The sequence below is a fragment of the Pseudonocardia sp. UM4_GMWB1 genome (assembly GCF_017312155.1).
In the GTDB taxonomy this organism is placed as follows: Bacteria; Actinomycetota; Actinomycetes; order Mycobacteriales; family Pseudonocardiaceae; genus Pseudonocardia; species Pseudonocardia alni.
The window spans coordinates 3,287,313-3,309,158 of sequence record NZ_QJPN01000001.1 but is presented as its reverse complement, the minus strand read 5'-3'; the positions used below and the strand labels follow the sequence as shown (position 1 = coordinate 3,309,158).

The following is a 21,846-nucleotide window of genomic DNA, read 5'->3' as shown; positions in this document are numbered from 1 at the left end:
GACTGTGAGTGGATGGTTCGAACGCGTCGCCCGCAGGTCCCGTCGTCTGGACCGCGGGGTGGACTCGGTCTCCCGGGCCGACCGGGCGGTGACCGACTACATCGCGAGCCGTCCGCCGAGCCGGGTGGACACCTCGCTGCGCCGGCTCACCCGCACCGCCGACCACAGCGTGCTGTGGTTCACCATCGCGGCGCTGATGGCGGTGCGCCGCGGCGCCGGGCGCAAGGCGGCGATGCGCGGGGTCGCCTCCATCGCGCTGACCAGCCTCACCGCGAACGCGCTGCTCAAGCCGTTGCTGCCGCGCCGGCGGCCGGCCGCGGCGGAGCTGCCCGTCTACCGGACGGTGGCCGACCCGCCGTCGTCGTCGTCGTTCCCGTCGGGGCACGCCGCCTCGGCCGCGGCGTTCGCGACCGCGGTGGTGATGGAGAACCGCCGGGCCGCACCGGTCGTGGTGCCGCTGGCGGCGCTGGTGGGCTGGTCGCGGGTGCACGTGGGCGTGCACTGGACCTCCGACGTGCTCGTCGGGGCGGCGATCGGCACCGGCGTGGCGAAACTGACGAACCGCTGGTGGCCGGTGCGTCCCAGCGACGAGGCCCGCGCCCGCCCGATCGACACCGTCCCGGTCCTGCCGCAGGGCGAGGGCCTGGTCATCGTCTCGAACCCGTTCTCCGGGCCGCCCGACCAGGACGTGTCCGAGGAGGTCCGCGAGCGGCTGCCCGCCGCGCACCACCTCGTCGTCGGTGACGGGGTGAAGGTCGAGGACATGCTGACCGACGCCCTGGACCGGCTCGGCTCCTGGGTGCAGGCGGTCGGCGTCGCGGGCGGGGACGGCACCGTCGCCACCGCCGCCGCGGTCGCGGACCGGCACGGCCTGCCGCTGGTCGTCGTGCCCGGCGGGACCCTGAACCACTTCGCCCGCGACGTCGGTGTCTACGACACCCAGGAGGCCGTCGACGCCACCCAGGCCGGCGAGGCCGTCGCGGTCGACCTGGCCCTGGTCGAGGCCCATCCGGGCCGCCTGGACGACCCCGAGGACGTCTCGGTCACCCGCACCCGCTACTTCATCAACACCGCCTCGATCGGCTCCTACCCGGAGCTGGTGCGGCTGCGCGAGCAGTGGCAGCCGCGCTACGGCAAGTGGCCGGCGTTCGCCGCGGCACTGATCACGGTGCTGCAGCGCTCGGAGAAGATCTCGGTCCGGCTCGGGGACCGCTGGTACAAGGTCTGGTTCCTGTTCGTGGGCAACGGCCCGTACCACCCGCGCGGCGCGGTGCCCGCCTGGCGTCCGACGCTGGACTCGGGCCTGCTCGACGTCCGCTGGCTGCGCGCCGACGTGCGGTTCTCCCGGCTGCGGGTCGTCCTCGCGCTGATCCTGGGGGCCCTGGGGCACAGCCGGGTCTACCACCAGCGGGAGGTGCCCAGCCTCGACGTCGAGCTGCTGGAGCCGAGCATGCTGGCCACCGACGGCGAGGTCGTCGAGGAGGCCGGGCGCTATACCTTCCGGGTCGCCGAGAAGCCGATCCCGGTCTACCGCCGCGACGAGGACCGCTGGACCGGGCGGGACCGCCCGTTCCAGGGATGAGCGGCGTGCCGACGGGAGGCACCGTGCTGCTGCGGTCGGTGCGGCCGCTGCGGCCCGGCTGCGACGGCCTGGGCGACCCCGTCGACGTGCTCCTGGACGGGGGCCGGGTGCGCGCCGTGGGCGCCGGGCTCGACCCGGGCGGCGCCGAGGTGGTCGGGTGCGACGGGCGGGCGCTGCTCCCCGGGCTGTGGGACCACCACGTGCACATGGCGCAGTGGGCGCTGGCCCGCCGCAGGCTCGACGTGTCCGGCGCCCGCTCGGCCGCCGACGCCGTGGCACTCGTCGCGGCCCGGATGGCGACCGCACCGCCCGCCGCCGGTGAGGTGCTGGTCGGGTTCGGGTTCCGCGACGCGCTGTGGCCCGACGAGGCGCACCGCTCGCTGCTCGACCCGGTCACCGGTGACACCCCGGTCGTGCTGGTGTCCGGGGACCTGCACCAGGGGTGGCTCAACGGCGCCGCGCTGGCCCGCTTCGGGCACGGCGGGCACCCGACCGGCCGGATCCGGGAGTCGGAGTTCTTCGCCGTCGTCTCCCCCGCGCTCCAGGACGCACCGACCGAGGCCCTCGACGGGTTCGTCGCCGACGCCGTCACCGCGGCCTCGGCGCGCGGGGTGGTCGGCGTCGTCGACTTCGAGGCGCCGTGGTCGCTGCCGGACTGGCGGCGCCGGATCGCCGGCGGCACGACCGGGCTGCGGGTCGAGGCGTCGGTGTGGCCCGACCGCCTCGACGACGCCCTGGCCACCGGGCTGCGCAGCGGCGACGTCGTCGAGGGCACCGGGGGCCTGCTCACCGCGGGCCCGCTGAAGGTGATCACCGACGGGTCGCTCAACACCCGCACCGCCTACTGCTACGACCCCTACCCCGCGCCGCCGGAGAATCCCCTCGAGCACCCGTGCGGGCTGCTGCTGGTCCCGCCGGCACAGCTGCGGCCGCTGCTGGCCCGGGCGCACGCGGGTGGGCTCACCGCGGCCCTGCACGCCATCGGCGACCACGCCAACACCCTGGTCCTCGACGCGTTCGCCGGGACCGGGGCCCGCGGGCGGGTCGAGCACGCCCAGCTGCTCACCGGCGACGACGTGCCCCGCTTCGCCGGGCTCGGCCTGGTCGCGAGCGTGCAGCCCGAGCACGCCCTCGACGACCGCGACGTCGCCGACCGGCTCTGGGCGGGCCGCACCGGCCGGGCGTTCGCGTTCGCGACGCTCCATCGCGCCGGGGCCCGCCTCGCGCTCGGCTCCGACGCCCCGGTGGCGCCGCTGGACCCGTGGATCGCGCTCGCCGCGGCCGTGCACCGCACCGCCGACGACCGGGACCGCTGGCACCCCGAGCAGGAGATCGACCGGGCGATCGCGCTGGGTGCGTCGTTCGGGGTGGTCGACGGCTCGGCCGCCGCGGTCGTCGTGGGCGCGCCCGCCGACCTCGTGCTGACCGACGCCGACCCGACCTCCTGCGACCCGGCGACACTGCGGGCCATGCCGGTCGCGGCGACGCTCGTCGGCGGCCGGTTCACCCACCGCGCCGGTGTCTGACCCGGGGGTGCACGAGCGGGTCGGGCTCCCGGGCGGGCCGCTGGACCTGCTGCGTCCCGCCGACCCGGAGGCCGTCGCGTTCGACCCGGTCGCCGTCGGCGAGGGTGTGGAGGAGCTGCACCCGCCGCACTGGGCACGGCTGTGGCCGTCCGGGCGGGCGCTGGCGACGGCGCTGGACGACGCCGGTCCCGACCTGCTGGCCGGACGCTCGGTGCTCGAGCTGGGCTGCGGGCTGGGTCTGCCGTCGCTGGTGGCCGCCCGGGCCGGGGCACACCCGGTGCTCGCGACCGACCGCTCGCCCGTCGCACCGGGGTGGGTGGCGGCGACCGCGCGCCGCGCCGGGCTGCGGGTCGCGACGGCGGTCGCCGCGTTCGACGGCACCGGCGACGCCCTCACCGGCCGCGGCTGGGACCTGGTCCTGGCCGCCGACGTGCTCTACGGCGCGGCCGCCGCGGACGCGCTCACCGCGCTGCTGCCGCGGGTGACCGGCCCGGACGGGCAGGTGTGGCTGGCCGACCCGGGGCGCCCCGAGGCGCCGCGCTGGCTCGACGCGGCCCGGGAGACCTGGACGGTCACATCCGGCAGACTGCCGGGCGGGGTGGACCTGCACGTCCTGCGCCGCCCCTGACCGTCCGGCCGGGGGCGGCGCAGGTGCGGATGCCGTCGCACCGGCCGGCTGCGATCATGGCCGGTGCACCGTGCAACGTCCTCCGGAAGGGGTCCCGCCATCCTCCGCCTGCCTCGGGCCGCCGCCTTCGCCTGCCTGGCCGTGACGTTCGCCGTGGTCATGCTCGGGGCGACGATGCCGACCCCGATGTACGCGCTCTACCAGCGCGAGCTCGGGTTCTCCCCCACCGTCCAGACCGTGATCTTCGCGCTCTACGCGGTCGGTGTGCTCGCCGCGCTGCTGGTCACCGGCCGGTGGTCGGACCAGCTGGGGCGGCGACCGGTGCTGCTGGCCGGGGTGGCGCTGTCGCTGGCGTCGAGCCTGGTGTTCCTGGTCGCGGGTCCGGTGTGGGTGCTGCTGGTGGGTCGGCTGCTGTCCGGCTTCTCGGCCGGGATCTTCGCGGGGGCGGCGACCGCCGCGGTCATCGAGGCCGCGCCGGAGTCCTGGCGCGAACGCGGGGCCGCGGTCGCGACCGTCGCGAACATCGGCGGGCTCGGGCTGGGCGCGGCGCTCGCCGGGGTGGCCGTGGAGTACCTGCCCGCGCCGCTGCACCTGTCCTTCGCGGTGCACGCGGTCGCCGTCGCGCTGTGCGGGCTGCTCGTGCTGGGCGCCCCGGAGACGGTGACCGGGCGGCCCGCGCACCCGGCCTTGCGGCCGCAGGTCCCCGAGGTGCCGCCCGCGGTGCGCGCCGTGTTCGTGCCGGCGGCGACGGCCGGGTTCGCCGGGTTCGCGGTGCTGGGCCTGTTCACCGCGCTGTCCCCGCGGATCGTGTCGGACCTGATCGGGATCCCGAACCATGCCGTCGCCGGGGCGATGTCGCTGCTGCTGCTGGGCGCCTCGGTGCTCGCGCAGCTCGCGGTCCGCACCGCGCCCACCGAGCGGGTCCTTGCCCTGGGCTGTGTGCTGCTGGCGGCCGGTCTCGCGCTCGTCGCACTGTCGGTGGCGCAGGGGTCGATGGCCGAGCTGGTGGCCGGCGCGGTGGTCGCCGGGGCCGGTCAGGGCATGACGTTCTCCAAGGGCCTGGCCGCGGTGAACGCGCGGGTGGAGGCCCACCAGCGGGCGGGGACGACGTCGTCGTACTTCGTGGTGGTCTACGTGGCGATCTCGCTGCCGGTCGTCGGGCTGGGGGCGTCGAGCCAGGCGTGGGGACTGCGGACCGCGGGGATCGTGTTCTGCGTCGCGGCCGCGGTGCTCGCGCTGCTGGCGCTGGCGGCGCTGCTGGTCATCCAGCGGCGCGACGCGCGCGCGTCCGTGTGAGCCTCACCGGTAACCGGTCGTGTCGGCGGGCAGTCCCGCGTCCTGGACCTCGGTGACGTAGCGCCAGGCGTCGGGCCGGGACCCGTCGACGTCGTCGACCCCGTAGACCCGCCCGAGCTCGCCCGAGGAGGTGGAGCGGCCGTTCCAGCGGTGCCGGTCGGGGTCGGCGGCCAGCGCGGCGATCCCGCGGCCGACGAACCGCGGGCTCTCCGAGATCGCGAAGTGCGGCTCGGCCACGCACGCGTCACGCCAGGTGTCGGCGGTGACCCCGAACTGCTCCAGCATGATCTCCGAGCGCAGCCAGCCCGGGGTGACGGCGACCGCGGTCCCACCGTGCCCGCGCAGCTCGTGCGCCCAGGACCGGGCCAGCCGGATGGGCGCGATCTTGGCCAGGTCGTAGAAGACGTTGAGCCGGTAGTGCTCGGCGTTGTAGGCCTCGGTGCCGTCGGTGACCTCGACGACGAGGCCGCCGGGTGTGCGGGAGAGCAGCCCCAGGGCGTGGTGGGCGGTGACGAGGTGGGTCTCGACCGCCAGGCGCAGCGTGCGCAGCCCGTTGTCCAGGTCGTGCTCCCAGACCGGGACGTCCCACTCGACCATCATCTCGCCGCCCCAGATGTCGTTGACCAGCACGTCGAGCCGGCCGTGGTCGCGCTCGACCCGCGTCACCAGCGCCCCGACCGCCCCGGGGTCGAGGTGGTCGGTGGGCACCGCGATGCCGGTGCCGCCCGCGGCGGTGACGAGATCGGCGGTGTCCTCGATCGTCTCCGGCCGGTCGTACTCCGACCGGGCCGCGCGGGTACTGCGGCCGGTGCAGTACACGACCGCGCCGGCCGCGCCCAGCTCGACCGCGATCCCCCGCCCGGCGCCGCGCGTCGCGCCCGCCACCAGCGCCACCCTGTCCCTCAGGTCCGTCATACCGGCCAGCGTCGCAGGGACCGGATTGTTTGTAAACGAGCATTCGGTTATGTTCGCCGGAGCCGATCCGAGCCGACGAGGGGACCGACTGCCGGCATGTTCGAGACGACCACCGAGATCACCGACCTCCAGCGGCTGCTGGACGCCTCCGTCTCCGGAGCCGGGGACCACCTGCGCAGCATCGTCACCCCCGGGGAGCGGACGCTGACCGCCGAGCAGCTCGTCCGGGTCGCCACCGGGATCTGCACCCTGGCGCTGGCCACCACCACGCGGCGCGGCGAACCCCGGGTCAGTGGTGTGGACGGACACTTCCTGCACGGCGCGTGGGTCGTCGGCACCGACCCCGGCGCCGTGAAGGCACGTCACCTCGCGGACCGCCCCGCGGTGAGCGCCGCCCACCTGCGCGGCGACGACCTCGGGATCTTCACGCACGGGACCGCGCACCCGCTCAACCCGGCCGGCGCGCCCGCGCACCCCCGGTGGCCCGCGACCCTCGACCACCTGCAGCGCTGCTACGGACCGGAGGGGTTCGTCTGGGACGAGGTCGTCTTCTACCGGATCGAGCCGACCTGGATGGTCGCCTACAGCCCCGACCCGGCCGGCCTCGCCGGGTCCGCGGCGTCGACGGCGCCGCCCGCCTGAGAGGGTGAGCCGTGCCCCGTCGCAAGCAGGTCCCCGACGCGGACGTCCTCGACGCCGCCCTCGACGTGCTGCACGCCCGCGGTCCGCAGGCGCTCACCTTCGCCGCGCTCGCCGGGGCGAGCGGGCTCGCCCCGGCGACGCTCGTGCAGCGCTTCGGCGGGAAGTCCGACCTGCTGCGCCGGACCCTGCTGCACGCGTGGGACCGGCTCGACCGCGAGACCGCCCGGAGCGGGGCCGAGGCGGAGCGCACGCCGGAGGGCGCCGTCGCGTTCCTGGTCGGGCTGTCGGGGCAGTACGGCGGGATCGACAGCTACGCCGACGCGCTGCTGGTCCTGCGCGAGGACCTCCTCGACCCCGACGTACGACGACGGGGCGCCGCCTGGCGGCAGGCGCTCACCGACGTCCTCGACGCGTGCCTGGCCGGCACCCCGGGCGCCCCGGACGGCGCCGGCGCGCTCCTGGCGACCCACTGGCAGGGCACCCTGCTGTGGTGGAGCTTCGACCCCCGGCTGCCGGTGGCCGAGCACGTGGAGCGGGAGCTGACCCGGTTCGTGTCCGCGGTGCTCACGCCTCCGGCAGGTTCTGCACGTGCCGGAACCCGAACCGGCCCTTGATGCACAGGTGCCCGTGGGTGACCGAGTGGTCCGCCGGGCTGGTGACGTTGACGATCTCGCCCCGCTGCACGTGCAGCTCCAGGTTGCAGCCGACCCCGCAGAACGAGCAGATCGTCGTCGTGACGGTCTCCTCGTCGGGGTGCCAGTCGCCTGCCTCGCGGCGGTCGTGCTCGGCGACGGACTTCAGCGCCCCGGTCGGGCAGACCCCGATGCAGTTGCCGCAGTAGACGCAGGCCGACCCGGGCAGCTCGACGTCGTGCTCGGTGGCGATGCGGGCGTCGAACCCGCGGCCCGCGGCGGCGATCGCGAACGTGAACTGGGCGTCGGTCCCGCAGGCGTTGACGCACTTGTAGCACATGATGCACCGCGAGTAGTCCCGCACGTAGAGTTCGTTGTCGATCTTCACGGGCTGGGCGACCGTCGCCCGGGTCGCGCCGTCGGGGGCCGGGTGGTGCCCGGCGTGGCGGCGGTCGCGCTCCCCCGCCGCGGCCGGCGGCGCGGGCGGACCGTAGCGGTCGGGGTCGACGCCGTAGTCGGTCATCCAGCGCGCCACGTCGGCGCTCGCCTGGGTCATGTCCACCGACGACGCCAGCAGTTCGAGGACCATCCGGCGGCTGTGCCGGACCTTGTCGGTGTCGGTCCGCACCTCCATGCCGTCCTCGCAGCGCCGCGCGCAGGAGGGCACCAGCGCGCGGGAGCCCTCGACCTCGACCACGCAGACCCGGCAGGCGTTGATCGGGTCCATGTTCGGCGCCCAGCACAGGGTGGGGGTGTCGGCCTGGGCGGGGGAACCCTCGCGGTGCAGGGCGTCGAGGATCGTCGCGTCCTCCGGGACACGGACCTCGGTGCCGTCCAGGGAGACGGTGACGGTGCGCCGGATCGCGCCGAGCATCACCGGGCCGCCGGCGAGCCGTTCGGCCGGTCCGGGACCGGAGCCCGCCGGGTCGGCGACGGTCACGCCGACCGCGCCGGCCCCGTTCGTGCGGTGCAGGGCGGCGACGCCCTCGCCCGCGCCGGGGCCGCCGCCGGGGGTGCCGTCGCCGGACGACGCGTCGGCCTCGGGTGCGCCGTCGACCTCCCCGGCCCGGGGTGCCCGCGAGCCGCCGCCCGGCCCCATCGGGCCCTTCCCGCTGGTCGTGGTCATCGACGCCCTCCGTGTCCGTTCGACGAGTGCGACGGCGCCGCGATCAGCCCCAGGTCGAGTGCGGAGGCGACGGCCGACGGCGCGGTCTGCCCGAGCCCGCAGATCGACGCGTCGCGCATGACCCGCGCGAGGTCGTCGAGCAGGGCCAGCTCGGTCTCCCGCGACCCGAGCGGGGCACCGCGTTCCAGCCGGGCCAGTGCCTCCTCCTGGCGGACCGTCCCGACCCGGCACGGCACGCACTGCCCGCAGGACTCGTCGCGGAAGAAGGCCGCGATCCGGCGGAGGGTGGCGGTGAGGTCGGCGCGGTCGTCGAACACGAGCACGACACCGGACCCGAGGGTGGCGCCGATGTCGCGGGCCCCCTCCAGGGTGAGGGGCACGTCGAGGTCCTGCGGGAGGACGAACCCGCCCGCGGCGCCGCCCAGCAGCACGGTGCGCAGCGTGCCGCGGGTGCCCCCGGCGAGGTCGAGCAGCTCGCGCAGGGTGGTGCCGAAGTCGACCTCGTACACCCCGGGGGCGCCGACGGCACCGGAGACGCAGAACAGCTTGGACCCGGTGGACCGGCCCCCGCCGACCGAGGCGAAGGCCCCGCCGCCGATGTTGAGCACCTCCAGCACGTTGTAGAGGGTCTCGACGTTGTTGATCGCGGTCGGCTTCCCGAACAGCCCCGAGGTGGCCGGGAACGGCGGCTTGTTCCGCGGCTCGCCGCGGTAGCCCTCGATCGACTCCAGCAGCGCGGTCTCCTCACCGCAGATGTAGGCGCCCGCGCCGCGGCGCAGGTCGATGTCGAAGGCGAAGCCCTCCCCCATGACGTCGTCGCCGAGGTGGCCGCGCGCCCGGGCCGCGGCGATCGCGTCCTGCAGCCGGCGGGTCGCCAGCGGGTACTCGCCGCGGATGTAGAGGTGCCCGACGGTGGCGCCGGTGACGTAGCCGGCGATCGTCATGGCCTCGACCAGCCCGAACGGGTCGCCCTCCATGAGCACCCGGTCCTTGAAGGTGCCCGGTTCGGACTCGTCGGCGTTGCAGACGAGGTGGTGCGGACGCTCCGGGGACTGCGCCACACCCTCCCACTTGACGCCGGTGGGGAACGCCGCGCCGCCGCGCCCGGTGAGCGAGGCGTCCTTCAGCTCGGCGATGACCCGGGTGGCGCCGAGGCGGACCGCGCGGCGCAGGGCCGCGTAGCCGCCGCGGGCGCGGTAGTCGTCGAGCGAGGTGGGGTCGACGACGCCGACCCGGCGCAGCAGCCGCAGGTGTTCCCCGGTCCGGGTCTGCGGGGCCGAGACGGTGGTGTCGGCGAAGGCCCGGTCGGCGTCGGCCGCCTGCTCCCCGGCCGGGTCGGCGGGCGCGTGCGCCGCGGCGAGGACGGCCTGCGGGGTCGCGGGGGCCTGGGACAGGTCGGGTTCGCCCGCGCGCTGGTGCAGCACCGCGGGTGCCCGCTCGCACAGTCCCAGGCAGGGGCTGCGCACCACGCAGGCGCGCCCGCCGTCGAGGTCGCGCTCCAGCGCCGCGACGATCTCCTCGCCGCCGGACGGGCCGCACGCCACGTCGTCGCAGACGTGCACCACCCGCGGGGCGCGCGGCTCCACCGAGAACATCGCGTAGAAGGTGGCGACGCCGTACACCTCGGCCGGCGGGACCTGCAGCGTCCGCGCGACGTGGTTCAGCGACCCCTCCGACAGCCAGCCCGCCGCGTCGTGCACCGCGTGCAGCAGCGGCAGCAGGAGGTGGCGCCGCGAGCGGGCGGCGTGCCCGGCGTGCGCCGACCGGGTCGGCCGGTCCCCGGCGGTGGCGTCCGCGGCGGTGGGGGCGAGCAACCCGAACGCGGCGTCGATCGTGTCCCGTTCGGCCGCGGTCGGTGCGGCGGTGGAGATGTGGAGATCCATTCACAGCCTCTCGATCCGCACCGCGGTCGCCTTGAACTCCGAGGTCCCCGACTTGGGGTCCCAGGCGTCGTTGGTGAGGACGTTGACGTCGACCTGCTCGGTGAAGTGCGGGGTGAACGACGCCAGCCCCGGCCGCAGCGACCGGTCGACCCACACCGGCGCCTCGACACTGCCGCGACGGCTGGTGACCCGCACCCGGTCGCCGTCGGTGATGCCGAGCGCGGCGGCGTCGGCCGCGTCGATGCGCAGCGACTCGCGGCGGCGCAGCGGCGAGGCGTAGCCGCCGGTCTGCACCCCCGAGTTGTAGGCGTCGAGCAGCCGCACGGTGGTGAGCCGGATCGGATACTCCTCGGTGAGCTCGTCGGCCGGTGGGACGTGCTCGACCGGGGTGAACGGCGCCGGCGCGCCGCGCTCGTCCGGGTCGTCGGCCCACAGCCGGGTGTGCATCAGCGGGGTGCCCGGGTGGTCCTCGGCGGGGCAGGGCCACTGGATGCCGCCGAGGGTGTCGAGGCGGTCGTAGCTCATGCCGTGGTGCCAGTTCAGCGACACCGAGCGCAGCTCGTCCCACACCTGCTCGGCGGTCGGCTCGCCCCAGTCGTGCCCGAGGCGCTGCGCGACGCCGCAGATGATGTGGGTGTCGGGACGGGCCAGGCCCGGCGGGTCGAGGGCCTTGCGGACCCGCTGGACGCGGCGCTCGGAGTTGGTGACGGTGCCCTCGTACTCGCACCAGTCCGCGGCGGCGGGCAGCACGACGTCGGCGAGCTCGGCCGTGGCGGTGCGGAAGATGTCCTGGACGACGAGGTGGTCGAGGGAGGACAGCAGGTGCCGGGCGTGGGTGGCGTCGGCCTCGGACTCGGCCGGGTTCTCCCCGATGCAGTACAGCGCGCTCATCTGGCCGGCCTCCATCGCCTCGAACATCTGCGACAGGTGCCTGCCGGGACGGTCGGGGAACTCCGCGCCGCCGTAGACGGCGTGGAAGCGGGCGTGGGCCTCGGCGTCGCCGACGTCGTAGCCGCCGGGCAGCTTGGCCGGGATGGCGCCCATGTCGCCGCCGCCCTGCACGTTGTTCTGCCCGCGCAGCGGCACCAGGCCGGAGCCGTAGCGGCCGACGTGCCCGGTCAGCAGCGCGAGGTTGATCAGGGCGAAGACGTAGTCGGCGGCGTTGTGGTGCTCGGTGATGCCCAGCGTCCAGCAGATCTGGGCGCGGTCGGCGCGGCCGTAGGCGTGCGCCAGCTCCCGGATCGACGACGCCGGGACCCCGGTGATCTCCTCGGCGCGCTCGAGCGTGTACGGCTCCACCGCGGCCCGGTAGTCCTCGAACCCGGTGGTGGAGCGCTCGACGAACGCGTGGTTGACCAGTCCGGCGTGGATGATCTCGCGGCCGACTGCGTTGGCCAGCGCGATGTCGGTGCCCACGTCGAGACCGAGCCACGAGTCCGCCCAGTGCGCGGTGGAGGTGTGGCGCGGGTCGACCGAGAACATCCGGGCGCCCTTGCGGATCCCCTGCAGCACGTGGTGGAAGAAGATGGGGTGCGTCTCGCGGGCGTTACTGCCCCACAGGACGAGGAGGTCGGCGTTCTCCGCCTCGACGTAGGCGGAGGTGCCGCCGCCGGCACCGAACACTGCCGTCAGACCGACGACGCTGGGAGCGTGTCAAGTGCGGTTGCAGCTGTCGACGTTGTTGCTGCCCATCACCGCCCGGGCGAACTTCTGCGCGACGTAGTTCATCTCGTTCGTCGCCTTGGAGCAGCTGAACATGCCGAAGCGGTCGCCCGGGACACCGGCGAACCCGGCCGCGGCACGGTCGAGGGCCTCGTCCCAGGACGCCGGGCGCAGCACCCCGTTCTCGCGGACCAGCGGCTCGGTGAGGCGGACGTGGCGGGGGCGGAAGCCCCGGCGCGATCCCTGCGGGCGGGTGGCGGTCATCGTCGACCTCCGGGGTGGTGGTGACCTTCGGCCCCCGCACCGTAGCAAGGTCGAGACCCCCGTCACACCCCTTCGAGCTCGTCGCCGGTCACCAGCGGGAACCACGGCGGCAGCGGCCCCGTCCCGCCCGCGACGGCCACCGGGCGCCCCAGCTCCCCCGCCGTGCGGGCGCGGACGGTGCGGATCACGCCCCCCTCGACCAGCCGCACCGCGGGCAGCGGGCGGGCCCGGGCCGCGGCCAGCTCGGCGGGGGTGTTGACGTTGGTCAGCGACGCCAGGTCCGGGTCGAGGCGGGCCAGCACCGGGTCGCTGCGCAGGGTCTGCTCGCCGATCCGGCGGACCGCGACCCGGTCGAACAGCGACGGCGGGCGGCCCTGCCCGGACGCGGTCAGCCCGTCGATCACCGGGGCGAGTGCGGTGGCGTAGGCGGCGGCGAGCGGCTGGTGGTGCCCGAACGCCTCGGGCAGCGCGACGTCGTGCTCCCCGCGCAGATCCAGCACGCGGGCGACGAAGGCGGGGTGCAGCAGCGGCAGGTCGACCGACGCGACGAACGCCGCCTGCGCCCGGCCCGCGACGGCGGCCAGCCCGGCGCCGATCGCGGGCAGCGGGCCGAGCCCGGGTACCGGGTCGTCGACGACCTCGGTGCCCGGCGGCAGCTCCGGCAGCTCCTGCCCGGCGGCACGCACCACGACCAGCGGCCCGTCCACCGCCCGGCCCAGTACGGCGACGGTGCGGGTCAGCAGCGCCGCCCCGTGCCAGTCCAGCGACGCCTTCGCCGTCCCCATCCGCGAGGACGCACCGCCCGCCGGCACGATTCCCGCCCCCGGCCGACGACCCCCGTACCCGCGCACGTGGCCGATCCTCCTCCTACCCTGGAGGGTGGACAGCGGGAGGGGATCGGAATGGGACGGCTCACCGTGCGGCGCCCGGTGCTGCACCTCAACGGGGACGGCAGCACCCGCTCGCGGCCGGACACCCTCGTGGCCGAGGAGCCGCTGGAGCTGCGCGTCGGGGGGAAGGCGCTGTCGGTGACGATGCGCACCCCGGGCCACGACGTGGAGCTCGCGCACGGGTTCCTGCTGACCGAGGGTGTGATCGGCTCCGGGCTGGACCTGGCCGGGGCCCGCTACTGCAACTCGGTCGACGAGCAGGGCCGCAACACCTACAACGTGCTCGACGTCGACCTGGCCGAGGGCGTCGCCCCGCCGGACGCGTCGGTGGAGCGGAACTTCTACACCACCTCGTCGTGCGGGGTGTGCGGGAAGGCCTCGCTGGACGCGGTGAAGCTCAAGACCCGCCACTCCCCGGCGGCGGACCCGCTGCGGATCGACCGGGAGCTGCTGCTGGAGCTGCCCGACCGGCTGCGCGAGCACCAGAAGGTGTTCGGCTCCACCGGCGGGCTGCACGCCGCCGCCCTGTTCGACGCCGACGGCGGCCTGCTCGCCGCCCGCGAGGACGTGGGCCGGCACAACGCGGTGGACAAGGTGCTGGGCCGGATGGTGATGGACGGCCGCGTGCCCGCCGCCGGCACCGTGCTGATGGTGTCGGGACGGGCGTCGTTCGAACTGGTGCAGAAGGCCGTGATGGCCGGGGTGCCGATGCTCGCGGCGGTGTCGGCGCCGTCGTCGCTGGCCGTCGAGCTGGCCGAGGAGTCCGGGATGACCCTGGTCGGGTTCCTGCGCGGGCGGACCGGCAACGTCTACACCGGGGCCGAGCGCATCGACCTGTAGGGCCGGGAGGTGCGTCAGGCCCGTGGCGTGAGCGTGGCCCAGGCCCGCTCGTGCCGGTCCACCACCCGGCGCAGCCGCCCCGCGGTCCCGGCCGGGCCGACCAGCGCGGCGACGGTGGCGACCACCAGCGCGCAGCCCGCGACCTGCCACGCGGTCAGGGTCTCCCCGAGCACCAGCATGCCGAGCACCACCGACAGCACCGGGTGCACCAGCAGCAGCGCACCCGCGGTGCCCGGCGCCAGCCCGGCCGAGCCGCGCCCGATCAGCACCCAGGACACCACCTGCCCGGCCAGGGCCAGCACGATCAGCCAGGCCCACGTCGTCGCGGGCAGCGCGACCACGATCCCGCCCCCGGCGACGCCGACGATCCCGCAGGTCACCCCGGCCCCGACGGTCGCCAGCGCGACCGGGGTCACCAGGTGACGCGGACGGCCCCGCGACACCGAGCGGTTCAGGTGCAGGAAGCCGGCGTAGGCGACCCCGGCGAGGGTGCCGAGCACCGCACCACGCACCGGCTCCGGTCCGCCGACCCCGGCGCCGAGCACCCCGCCGGCCAGCGCGATGCCGCCCAGCAGCAGCGGCGCCGCGTAGACCAGCCGGCGCGGGACCCGCTCCCCCGCGACGACCCAGGCGATCAGCGGCAGCGCCAGCACCTGGATGTTGAGCACGACGTTCGCGATCCCGGCGCCCGCGTCGAGCACCGCGCGGGTCCACAGCAGGAAGTCCGTCCCCAGGAACACCCCGGACAGCAGGGACCAGCCGACCGTCGCGAGCGGGAGGCCGCCCGCGCGGCGGTACTCGGCCAGTGCCCACGGCCCCAGCACGACCAGGGCGAGCACGCACCGCCAGACCGACGCCGTCGCCGGGTCGGCGCCCGCGAGCGCGACGAGGATGCCGGTCCAGGCCAGGACCGAGGCGCCGGCGACGAGGAGGAGGGCGGAGTGCGGATCGGGGGTGGTGCGTACGTTCACCCGATCCACGATCCCCGCCGCAACCGCGAAGCTCCAATGATTGTTCCTACCTGGTACCGCTAAGCTGTGCTGTGTGATCTCCTGGGACCGGCTTCGCGTGTTCGACGCCGTCGCCGAGCACGGCTCGGTCGGCGCCGCCGCGGCCGCGCTGCACATCACCGGACCCGCGGTGACCCAGCAGCTGCGCAAGCTCGAACGCGAGACCGGCACCCGGCTCGTCGAACCGGACGGGCGGGGCATCCGGCTCACCGCGGCCGGGCACGTGCTGGCCGGGCACGCGGCCACCGCGGCGGCGACCGTCGCCGGCGCCGAGCGCGACCTCGCCGCCCTGCACGACGACGCCGCCGGACCCCTGCGGATCGGCTCGGTCGCGAGCGCCCTGCGGACACTGCTGCCCGAGGTCATCGACGGACTGGCCGCCGCGCACCCCCGGCTGGTCCCCACCGTCGACGACGGCGAGGTCGTCGACCTGCTGCCCGCGCTGCAGAACCGCGACCTGGACGCGGTGCTCATGGAGAGCTGGACCCAACGTCCGGCCCGGCTGCCCGCGGGGATCCGGGTGACCGCGCTGGCCACCGAGCCCGCGATGCTCGCCGTCCCCGCCGACGACCCGCTCACCGGGCCCGACCCGGTGCCGCTGCGCACCCTGGCCGGGCGGGTGTGGGCGTCGGGCCCGATCGGGACCGAGCCGTACGAGGCGCTGCTGCAGCTGCTGCGCAGCGCCGGGTTCGAGCCCGACATCCGCTACCGGGTCGGGGACTTCTCCACCCAGCTGTCCCTCGTCCGGGCGCGGCTCGCGGTCGCGCTCGTGCCGGCGATGGCGGTGGCGGGCTCGGCGGTGCCCGGAGGCACCGGCCCGGTCCCCGCCACCGCCGACGACGGCGTCCGCCTGCTGTCCTGCCGGCCCGCTGCGGGCCGCTCCCTGGTCCTGGCCACCCGCGGGTCCGACGCCGACCTCCCCGCCCTGCGCGCCCTCGTCGACGGCCTGCGCACCGCGGCGGCCCGCATCTCCCCCGCCTGACCCCCGCGTCCGCAACCACACCCCCTGGCCGCCTCCCACACCCGTCGCAACGGGTGTGGGAGCCCGGAACCGGGTGTGGATCCGTTCAGGCGAGCATGTCGCGCACCATCGGGATGACCCGCGTGCCGTACAGCTCGACCGCGCGCAGCCGGGCCGACACCGGCTGCGGCCCGACGGTGTAGATCAGGTCGAAGCGCTGCGCGCCCAGCGAGCGGATCGAGTCGGCGATGCGGCGGGCCACCGTCTCGGGGGACCCGACGTGCAGCGCACCGCCGGAGACCTCGGCCTCGAACCGGGCGCGGTCCAGCGGCGGCCAGCCGCGCTGGGCGCCGATCCGGTCCATCTGCGCCTTGTACGGGGCGAAGAAGATCTCCTTCGCCTCCTCGTCGGTGTCGGCGACGAAGCCCGGCGAGTGCATGCCCACCGGCTTCGCCGCGTGCCCGAACTGCTCGACGGCGCGGTGGTAGAGGTCGACGTAGGGCGCGAACCGTCCGGCCGGGCCGCCGATGATGGCGAGCATCAGGCCCAGGTCGTGGCGGGCGGTGCGGACCACCGACTCCGGCGAGCCGCCGACACCGACCCACACGGGCAGCCGGCGGCCGGTCGTCGGGAAGACCTCGACGCCGTCGAGCGCGGCGCGGGTGGCGCCCCGCCATGTCACCGGCTTCTCGTCGAGGAGCTGCACGAACAGCTCCAGCTTCTCCTCGAACAGCTGCTCGTAGTCGTTCATGGAGTAGCCGAACAGCGGGAAGGACTCGGTGAACGAGCCGCGACCCACGATGACCTCGGCACGGCCGTCGGACAGCGCATCGAGGGTGGCGAAGCGCTGGTACACCCGCACCGGGTCGTCCGAGCTGAGCACGGTGACGCCGGAGGACAGCCGGATCCGGGAGGTGCGGGTCGCGATCCCGGCGAGCACCGTCTCCGGGGTGGTGATGGCGTACTCGGGGCGGTGGTGCTCCCCCAGCGCGACGACGTCGACGCCGGCCCCGTCGGCCAGCACCACCTCGTCGACGACCTGGCGGATGGCCTGCGGGTGCGACAGCGGCGTGCCGTCGTCGCCCACCGGCACGTCGCCGAAGGTGTCCATGCCGAAGACGATGTCGCTCATCCGCTCCCCCAATATGGTTGATTCTTCAACCATCATGCCACGGAGGCGGACCGTGCGTGGACGGGGCCCGGAACGGGGAACCCGGGCACATGCGACGTACCGCGCCCGCGCTGCTGGCCCTGTTCCTGCTCACGGGGTGCGGCACGGCCGCACCCACCATCGACCTGGACGACCCGATGGGCACCGCGGGCGACGCGGCCACCTCGATCGGCGCGATCGACATCCGCGACGCGGCCATCGCACCCGCCGACGACGCCGAGGGCGGGATCGCCCACCCCGCGGGCTCCGACGTCGGGCTGCGCCTCGTCGCGGTCAACAACGGCGACGCCGCCGACCGGCTGGTCTCCGCGAGCTCCCCACTGGCCGAGGACGTCGACGTCAGCGGCGAGCAGTCCCTGCTCGGCGGCGCGACGCTGCTGGTGGGTGACACCGGGTCCGCCGTCCCCGCCGGCGCGGCGTCGGTCACCCGGGCCGCGGTGACCCTCGACGACCTGCGCCAGGCCCTGTCGGTCGGCCCGACCTACCCGGTCACCCTGACCTTCGAACGGGCCGGGTCCGTGACCCTGGAACTGCCGGTCGACAACCCCGACGGCAGGTGAGCTCGCTCAGCGCTCCCGGGCGCCGAGACGGCGGAGCAGGTTCGCCCCGAACCGGTCCCCTGTCGCGTCCATCGTCGCCTTCATCGTGCGGGTGACCACCGGCGCCGCGAGCCGCGACAGCGGCATGTCGACGTCGACGGTCAGCGAGATCTCCAGGTGCGTCGCCGGCGAGCCGTCCGGCTCCGGGTCCGCGTCGCTCAGCGCGTAGTAGCCCTCCGCGCCCGCCCACTCGGTCACCCCGGTGGGCGGCGCGTGGGTGAACTCGATCCGCTTGCCCTCGACGAAGGTCATCCGCTCGGTGAACACCGGCTTGATGCCCACCCCGAGCACCGCGATCCGCACCATGTGCCAGCGCCACAGCTCGTAGCCGTCGACGGCCGCGTCCCACGCGGAGTCGGCGTCGATCCGGTTGAGCAGCGGCGTCAGCGTCGGCAGCACATCGGGATCGGTCAGGACGCGCCAGACGTCGTCGCGCGAGGCCGTCACGACGGCCTCGGACGCGGTGGTCGCGGAGAAGCGGGTCAGGACGCCCCGTCCCCGCCCAGTGCCCCACCGGCGGCGGGGGTGTCGTCGCCACCCGCCACGTCGGGCTCGGGCTCCTCGGTGCCGCGGTTCGCGGTCGGCAGCAGGTCGGTCAGCGCCGCACCCTCGAGACGGCGGAAGGTCCGCCGCGGCCGGGTCCGGTCGAGCACCGCGACCTCCAGCGCCTCGGCGCCGAGCACCCGCGGCTGGGCGTTCGCGCCGTTGCCCGGCGTGGCCGGGTCCGCGCCGGGCACCTGCAGCCCGCCGAGCGCGACCTCGATCGCGGCGCCCAGCTCCAGCCCGTGCTCGTAGGTCTCGGACAGCTTCTGCGAGATCGGCTCGGTCTGACCGCCCATGACGACGAACCGCGGCTCGTCGGTGATCGACCCGTCGTAGGTGATCCGGTACAGCTGGTCCCCGGCGGCCTCGACGCCCACCTCGGCGACGCAGAGCTCCACCTCGAAGGGCTTCTGCTGCTCGACGAACGCGGTGCCCAGCGCCTGGGCGTAGGCGTTGGCCAGCATCCGGCCGGTCACGTCGCGCCGGTCGTAGGTGAACCCGCGGAAGTCGGCCATCCGGATCCCGCCGGTACGCAGGTTCTCGAACTCGTTGTACCGGCCGACCGCGGCGAAGCCGATCTTGTCGTAGATCTCGGAGACCTTGTGCAGCGCCGTCGACCGGTTCTCCGCGACGAACAGCACGCCACCGGCGTAGGTCAGCACGACCACGCTGCGGCCGCGCGAGATGCCCTTGCGGGCCAGCTCGGAACGGTCGCGCAGCAGCTGGTCGACGGAGGAGTAGAACGGCATCGTCATGGGGAGGCGCTCCAGGCTCGTGCTTCGTGCGGGGAGGGGGTCAGCGGGCCGGACCGCCGGGGCGCTCCCGGCGCCCGGCGATCACCTGGTCGACGACGGCGGCGATCTCGGCGTCGTCGCGGCGCACGGCGCCCTCGGCGGTGATGCCGACGACCACCGGGTAGATGCGCCGCACCGTGTCCGGCCCACCGGTGGCGGTGTCGTCGTCCGCGGCGTCGTAGAGCGCCTCGACCGCGGTGCGCACCGCGCCGTCGAGGTCCGCGGCCGGGTCGTGCAGCTTCTTCAGCGACGACTTCGCGAACACCGAGCCGGACCCGACGGCGTGGAAGCCGAGGTTCTCGTCGTACCGGCCGCCGGTGGGGTCGAAGGTGACGATCCGGCCGGCCTGCGCCGGGTCGGCGGCGTCGGTGTCGTAGCCCGCGAACAGCGGGACGACGACGAAGCCCTGCATCGCCGCGCCCAGGTTCTGGCGGACCATGCCGGCGAGCTTGTTGGCCTTGCCGTCGAGCGAGAGCGGGACGCCCTCGAGCTTCTCGTAGTGCTCGAGGTCGACCGAGAACAGCCGGACCATCTCCAGCGCGATCCCCGCGGAGCCGGCGATGCCGACGGCGGAATGGGTGTCGGTGACGAACACCTTCTCGATGTCGCGCTGGGCGATCACGTTGCCCGCGGTCGCGCGCCGGTCACCGGCGATCACGACGCCGCCGGAGAACAGCAGCGCGACGATCGTGGTGCCGTGCGGGACACCCAGGGCGTCGGCGGAGGTGCCGGGACCGGCTGTCCGGTCCAGGCCCGCGCCGGGGAGCAGGTGCGGGGCCGCGCCGCCGACGAAGTCGGAGAACGACTGCGACCCGGTCAGGAAGGTGCCGAGCTGACCCGTGTGGTGCCCGGGCACCAGCCCGGAGGTGACCGACGGCCGGAACTCCATCTCTCGGACGTGCCTTTCGTTCGAACTGCGTGCGCCGGTGGTCCCGCTCCCCCGCGTCGGCGGGGTCTGCGGCCCTTCCGGCACGGCCGGGCCCGCAGGTGCGGACCCGGCCGGGACGGTACTGCTGGTGCCGGGGTGCGGCAGGGTGAGTGGCCCCGTGGGGCTCACTCACCGCCCTTCTGCACGTAGGACCGCACGAAGTCCTCCGCGTTCTCCTCCAGCACGTCGTCGATCTCGTCGAGGATGGTGTCGACGTCCTCACCGAGCTTCTCGCGGCGCTCCTGACCGGATCCGGACGCGTTCTCCCCGGACTCGTCGTCTCCGTCGCCGCCACCCTGGCGCTTGGTCTGCTCCTGGGACATGACGCCTCCTCCTCGCAGAGTTGCCTGCAGGTTCACCCTACCCACCGGGGGCGACAAAATCGCCTGTTGCGCAGCGGCGTGTGATCCGCTCCCCCGGCGGGCGGGCTCAGGAGGCGGTGAGCTTGTCGACCAGCTCCTCGGCCGTCGACACCGCCTCGAACAGCTCCCCCACGTGCTTGCGGGTACCGCGCAGCGGCTCCAGCGTCGGGATCCGCACCAGGGACTCGCGGCCCAGGTCGAAGATCACCGAGTCCCAGGACGCGGCGGCGACCTCGACCGGGAACCGGCCCATGCAGGTACCGCGGAAGTAGGCGCGGGTGTCCTCGGGCGGCTCGGTCATCGCCGCGGCGACCTGCTCCTCGGTGACCAGCCGGCGCATCGACCCGCGGGTGACGAGCCGGTTGTAGAGGCCCTTGGCCAGCCGCACGTCGGAGTACTGCAGGTCGACCATCCCGAGCCGGCCCGACCCCCAGGTCAGGCCGTCGCGCTCGCGGTAGGCCTCGAGCAGCTTGAGCTTGGCCGTCCAGTCGAGCCGGTCGGCGGTCAGCATCGGGTCGCGCTCCAGGTCGACCAGTACCGACTCCCACTCCTCGACGACCTCGCGGGTGTCGGGGTCCCACTCCTCGCGGCGCGGGGAGACGGTCTGCTCCATGTGCTCGACCGCGCGGGCCAGGTACTCCTGCTGGATCTGCACCGCGGTGAGGTGACGACCGTCGGCCAGCGGGACGGTCCGCTGCAGCGTCGGGTCGTGACTGATCCGCGAGACCGACTTCACCGGCTCGGCCAGGCGCAGGTCCTCGAACGAGCGCCCCTTCTCGATCATGTCGAGGACCAGGGCGGTGGTGCCGACCTTGAGCAGCGTCGAGATCTCGGACAGGTTCGCGTCGCCGATGATGACGTGCAGGCGGCGGTACTTGTCGGCGTCGGCGTGCGGCTCGTCGCGGGTGTTGATGATCCCGCGCTTGAGCGTGGTCTCCAGGCCGACCTCGACCTCGACGTAGTCCGAGCGCTGGGCGATCTGGTAGCCGGCCTCGTCACCCTGCTGGCCGAGGCCGACCCGGCCGGCGCCGCAGACGACCTGGCGGGTCACGAAGAACGGGGTGAGGCCGGTGACGATCGACGGGAACGTCGTCGTCCGGGCCATCAGATAGTTCTCGTGGGAGCCGTAGCTGGCGCCCTTGCCGTCGACGTTGTTCTTGTAGAGCTGCATCCGCGGCGCGCCCGGCACGGTGGCTGCGCGGTTCGCCGCCTCCAGCATGATCCGCTCGCCGGCCTTGTCCCAGGTCACGATGTCGCGCGGGGACAGGACCTCCGGAGTGGAGTACTCCGGGTGGGCGTGGTCGACGTAGAACCGGGCGCCGTTGGTGAGGATGACGTTCGCCGCGCCGAGGTCGTCGAGGTCGGTGTCGAGCTGCGGCGCCAGCGACGGCGCCGACAGGTCGAACCCCCGGGCGTCGCGCAGCGGCGACTCCACCTCGTAGTCCCAGCGCGCCCGGCGGTTGCGGGGCACGTCCGCCGCAGCGGCGTAGGCCAGCACCACCTGCGTCGAGGTGACGACGGGGTTCGCGGTGGGGTCACCGGGCACGGCGATGCCGTACTCCACCTCGGTGCCCATGATCCGGCGGGCCGTC

At 74.9% G+C, this 21,846-nt stretch carries 21 protein-coding genes; 9 read left to right on the top strand and 12 right to left on the bottom strand.

Annotated features, from left to right (window positions below; translation table 11 throughout):
- The first annotated feature begins 4 nt into the window (after window positions 1-4).
- The 4 genes from DMP15_RS15820 (at window position 5) to DMP15_RS15805 (ending at window position 5,032) form a co-directional block, all read left to right on the top strand.
- Window positions 5-1,582, top strand: a complete 1,578-nt coding sequence (locus tag DMP15_RS15820) for a phosphatase PAP2 family protein (protein ID WP_337826084.1) — start codon at window positions 5-7, stop codon at window positions 1,580-1,582.
- A 5-nt stretch (window positions 1,583-1,587) separates the two neighbouring features.
- The gene (locus tag DMP15_RS15815) at window positions 1,588-3,108 is read left to right on the top strand and encodes an amidohydrolase (RefSeq protein WP_337826083.1); all 1,521 of its coding nucleotides are present in this window, start codon (window positions 1,588-1,590) and stop codon (window positions 3,106-3,108) included.
- Window positions 3,101-3,736, top strand: coding sequence for a class I SAM-dependent methyltransferase (locus DMP15_RS15810; protein WP_100877738.1), 636 nt, complete (start codon window positions 3,101-3,103; stop codon window positions 3,734-3,736). Before DMP15_RS15815 ends, DMP15_RS15810 begins: the two co-directional genes overlap by 8 nt.
- A gap of 63 nt (window positions 3,737-3,799) precedes the next feature.
- The gene (locus tag DMP15_RS15805; protein ID WP_301548884.1) at window positions 3,800-5,032 is read left to right on the top strand and encodes an MFS transporter; all 1,233 of its coding nucleotides are present in this window, start codon (window positions 3,800-3,802) and stop codon (window positions 5,030-5,032) included.
- 3 nt (window positions 5,033-5,035) lie between these two features.
- Here DMP15_RS15805 and DMP15_RS15800 read toward each other — a convergent pair whose 3' ends face one another.
- The gene (locus DMP15_RS15800; protein ID WP_179759840.1) at window positions 5,036-5,947 is read right to left on the bottom strand and encodes an SDR family oxidoreductase; all 912 of its coding nucleotides are present in this window, start codon (window positions 5,945-5,947) and stop codon (window positions 5,036-5,038) included.
- Between the two features lie 96 nt (window positions 5,948-6,043).
- Here DMP15_RS15800 and DMP15_RS15795 point away from each other — a divergent pair, with 96 nt between their 5' ends.
- Window positions 6,044-6,589, top strand: coding sequence for a pyridoxamine 5'-phosphate oxidase family protein (locus tag DMP15_RS15795; protein ID WP_161152272.1), 546 nt, complete (start codon window positions 6,044-6,046; stop codon window positions 6,587-6,589).
- Between the two features lie 11 nt (window positions 6,590-6,600).
- Entirely contained in the window at window positions 6,601-7,203 is a 603-nt protein-coding gene (locus tag DMP15_RS15790) for a TetR family transcriptional regulator (RefSeq protein ID WP_161152273.1), read from the top strand.
- Here the strand turns inward: DMP15_RS15790 and DMP15_RS15785 are convergent.
- The 4 genes from DMP15_RS15785 to mobA all read right to left on the bottom strand — a co-directional run bounded on the left by DMP15_RS15785 (window position 7,154) and on the right by mobA (window position 12,968).
- Window positions 7,154-8,347, bottom strand: coding sequence for a 2Fe-2S iron-sulfur cluster-binding protein (locus DMP15_RS15785; protein WP_246352622.1), 1,194 nt, complete (start codon window positions 8,345-8,347; stop codon window positions 7,154-7,156). The two genes, DMP15_RS15790 and DMP15_RS15785, sit on opposite strands and share 50 nt — an antisense overlap.
- Entirely contained in the window at window positions 8,344-10,230 is a 1,887-nt protein-coding gene (locus DMP15_RS15780) for an NAD(P)H-dependent oxidoreductase subunit E (RefSeq protein ID WP_073574836.1), read from the bottom strand. The genes DMP15_RS15785 and DMP15_RS15780 overlap by 4 nt, the downstream gene beginning before the upstream one ends.
- Window positions 10,231-12,156 (bottom strand): molybdopterin oxidoreductase family protein, encoded by a 1,926-nt coding sequence (locus DMP15_RS15775; RefSeq protein WP_253068159.1) that lies wholly within the window; start codon window positions 12,154-12,156, stop codon window positions 10,231-10,233.
- A 62-nt stretch (window positions 12,157-12,218) separates the two neighbouring features.
- On the bottom strand, window positions 12,219-12,968 hold the full coding sequence (gene mobA, locus DMP15_RS15770; protein ID WP_304580097.1) for a molybdenum cofactor guanylyltransferase: 750 nt from the start codon (window positions 12,966-12,968) through the stop codon (window positions 12,219-12,221).
- 90 nt (window positions 12,969-13,058) lie between these two features.
- Between mobA and fdhD the strand changes: the two genes are divergently transcribed.
- On the top strand, window positions 13,059-13,886 hold the full coding sequence (gene fdhD, locus DMP15_RS15765) for a formate dehydrogenase accessory sulfurtransferase FdhD (RefSeq protein WP_073574832.1): 828 nt from the start codon (window positions 13,059-13,061) through the stop codon (window positions 13,884-13,886).
- A 14-nt stretch (window positions 13,887-13,900) separates the two neighbouring features.
- Here the strand turns inward: fdhD and DMP15_RS15760 are convergent, their stop codons facing one another.
- The gene (locus DMP15_RS15760) at window positions 13,901-14,857 is read right to left on the bottom strand and encodes an EamA family transporter (protein ID WP_073574831.1); all 957 of its coding nucleotides are present in this window, start codon (window positions 14,855-14,857) and stop codon (window positions 13,901-13,903) included.
- Between the two features lie 73 nt (window positions 14,858-14,930).
- Between DMP15_RS15760 and DMP15_RS15755 the strand changes: the two genes are divergently transcribed.
- Window positions 14,931-15,878: a LysR family transcriptional regulator gene (locus DMP15_RS15755; protein WP_073574830.1), complete on the top strand. Its 948-nt coding sequence runs from the start codon at window positions 14,931-14,933 to the stop codon at window positions 15,876-15,878.
- An 85-nt stretch (window positions 15,879-15,963) separates the two neighbouring features.
- Here the strand turns inward: DMP15_RS15755 and DMP15_RS15750 are convergent, their stop codons facing one another.
- Window positions 15,964-16,989, bottom strand: coding sequence for an LLM class flavin-dependent oxidoreductase (locus DMP15_RS15750; RefSeq protein ID WP_073574829.1), 1,026 nt, complete (start codon window positions 16,987-16,989; stop codon window positions 15,964-15,966).
- Window positions 16,990-17,078: 89 nt separating this feature from the next.
- Here DMP15_RS15750 and DMP15_RS15745 point away from each other — a divergent pair, with 89 nt between their 5' ends.
- Entirely contained in the window at window positions 17,079-17,588 is a 510-nt protein-coding gene (locus tag DMP15_RS15745) for a copper chaperone PCu(A)C (RefSeq protein WP_139282739.1), read from the top strand.
- Between the two features lie 6 nt (window positions 17,589-17,594).
- On the opposite strand, the gene DMP15_RS15740 is transcribed toward DMP15_RS15745, so the two are convergent.
- From DMP15_RS15740 to dop, 5 genes are all read right to left on the bottom strand, one after another.
- Entirely contained in the window at window positions 17,595-18,074 is a 480-nt protein-coding gene (locus tag DMP15_RS15740; RefSeq protein WP_073574827.1) for a hypothetical protein, read from the bottom strand.
- 35 nt (window positions 18,075-18,109) lie between these two features.
- Window positions 18,110-18,925 (bottom strand): proteasome subunit alpha, encoded by an 816-nt coding sequence (gene prcA / locus DMP15_RS15735; RefSeq protein ID WP_073574826.1) that lies wholly within the window; start codon window positions 18,923-18,925, stop codon window positions 18,110-18,112.
- Between the two features lie 40 nt (window positions 18,926-18,965).
- Complete coding sequence (gene prcB, locus DMP15_RS15730; protein ID WP_083658245.1) at window positions 18,966-19,853, bottom strand: proteasome subunit beta; 888 nt, start codon at window positions 19,851-19,853, stop codon at window positions 18,966-18,968.
- 164 nt (window positions 19,854-20,017) lie between these two features.
- Window positions 20,018-20,215, bottom strand: a complete 198-nt coding sequence (locus DMP15_RS15725) for a ubiquitin-like protein Pup (protein ID WP_020626587.1) — start codon at window positions 20,213-20,215, stop codon at window positions 20,018-20,020.
- Window positions 20,216-20,321: 106 nt separating this feature from the next.
- Complete coding sequence (gene dop / locus DMP15_RS15720) at window positions 20,322-21,830, bottom strand: depupylase/deamidase Dop (protein ID WP_073575316.1); 1,509 nt, start codon at window positions 21,828-21,830, stop codon at window positions 20,322-20,324.
- Window positions 21,831-21,846 lie beyond the last annotated feature (16 nt).

What these genes read in the sequence shown, in the direction of transcription:
- DMP15_RS15800 (WP_179759840.1), bottom strand. Translation starts at nt 5,947, where the DNA reads ATGACGGACCTGAGGGACAGGGTGGCGCTGGTGGCGGGCGCGACGCGC.
- DMP15_RS15795 (WP_161152272.1), top strand. Translation starts at nt 6,044, where the DNA reads ATGTTCGAGACGACCACCGAGATCACCGACCTCCAGCGGCTGCTGGAC.
- DMP15_RS15785 (WP_246352622.1), bottom strand. Translation starts at nt 8,347, where the DNA reads ATGACCACGACCAGCGGGAAGGGCCCGATGGGGCCGGGCGGCGGCTCG.
- DMP15_RS15780 (WP_073574836.1), bottom strand. Translation starts at nt 10,230, where the DNA reads ATGGATCTCCACATCTCCACCGCCGCACCGACCGCGGCCGAACGGGAC.
- fdhD (WP_073574832.1), top strand. Translation starts at nt 13,059, where the DNA reads ATGGGACGGCTCACCGTGCGGCGCCCGGTGCTGCACCTCAACGGGGAC.
- DMP15_RS15750 (WP_073574829.1), bottom strand. Translation starts at nt 16,989, where the DNA reads ATGAGCGACATCGTCTTCGGCATGGACACCTTCGGCGACGTGCCGGTG.
- DMP15_RS15745 (WP_139282739.1), top strand. Translation starts at nt 17,079, where the DNA reads ATGCGACGTACCGCGCCCGCGCTGCTGGCCCTGTTCCTGCTCACGGGG.
- prcA (WP_073574826.1), bottom strand. Translation starts at nt 18,925, where the DNA reads ATGACGATGCCGTTCTACTCCTCCGTCGACCAGCTGCTGCGCGACCGT.
- prcB (WP_083658245.1), bottom strand. Translation starts at nt 19,853, where the DNA reads ATGGAGTTCCGGCCGTCGGTCACCTCCGGGCTGGTGCCCGGGCACCAC.
- DMP15_RS15725 (WP_020626587.1), bottom strand. Translation starts at nt 20,215, where the DNA reads ATGTCCCAGGAGCAGACCAAGCGCCAGGGTGGCGGCGACGGAGACGAC.
- dop (WP_073575316.1), bottom strand. Translation starts at nt 21,830, where the DNA reads ATGGGCACCGAGGTGGAGTACGGCATCGCCGTGCCCGGTGACCCCACC.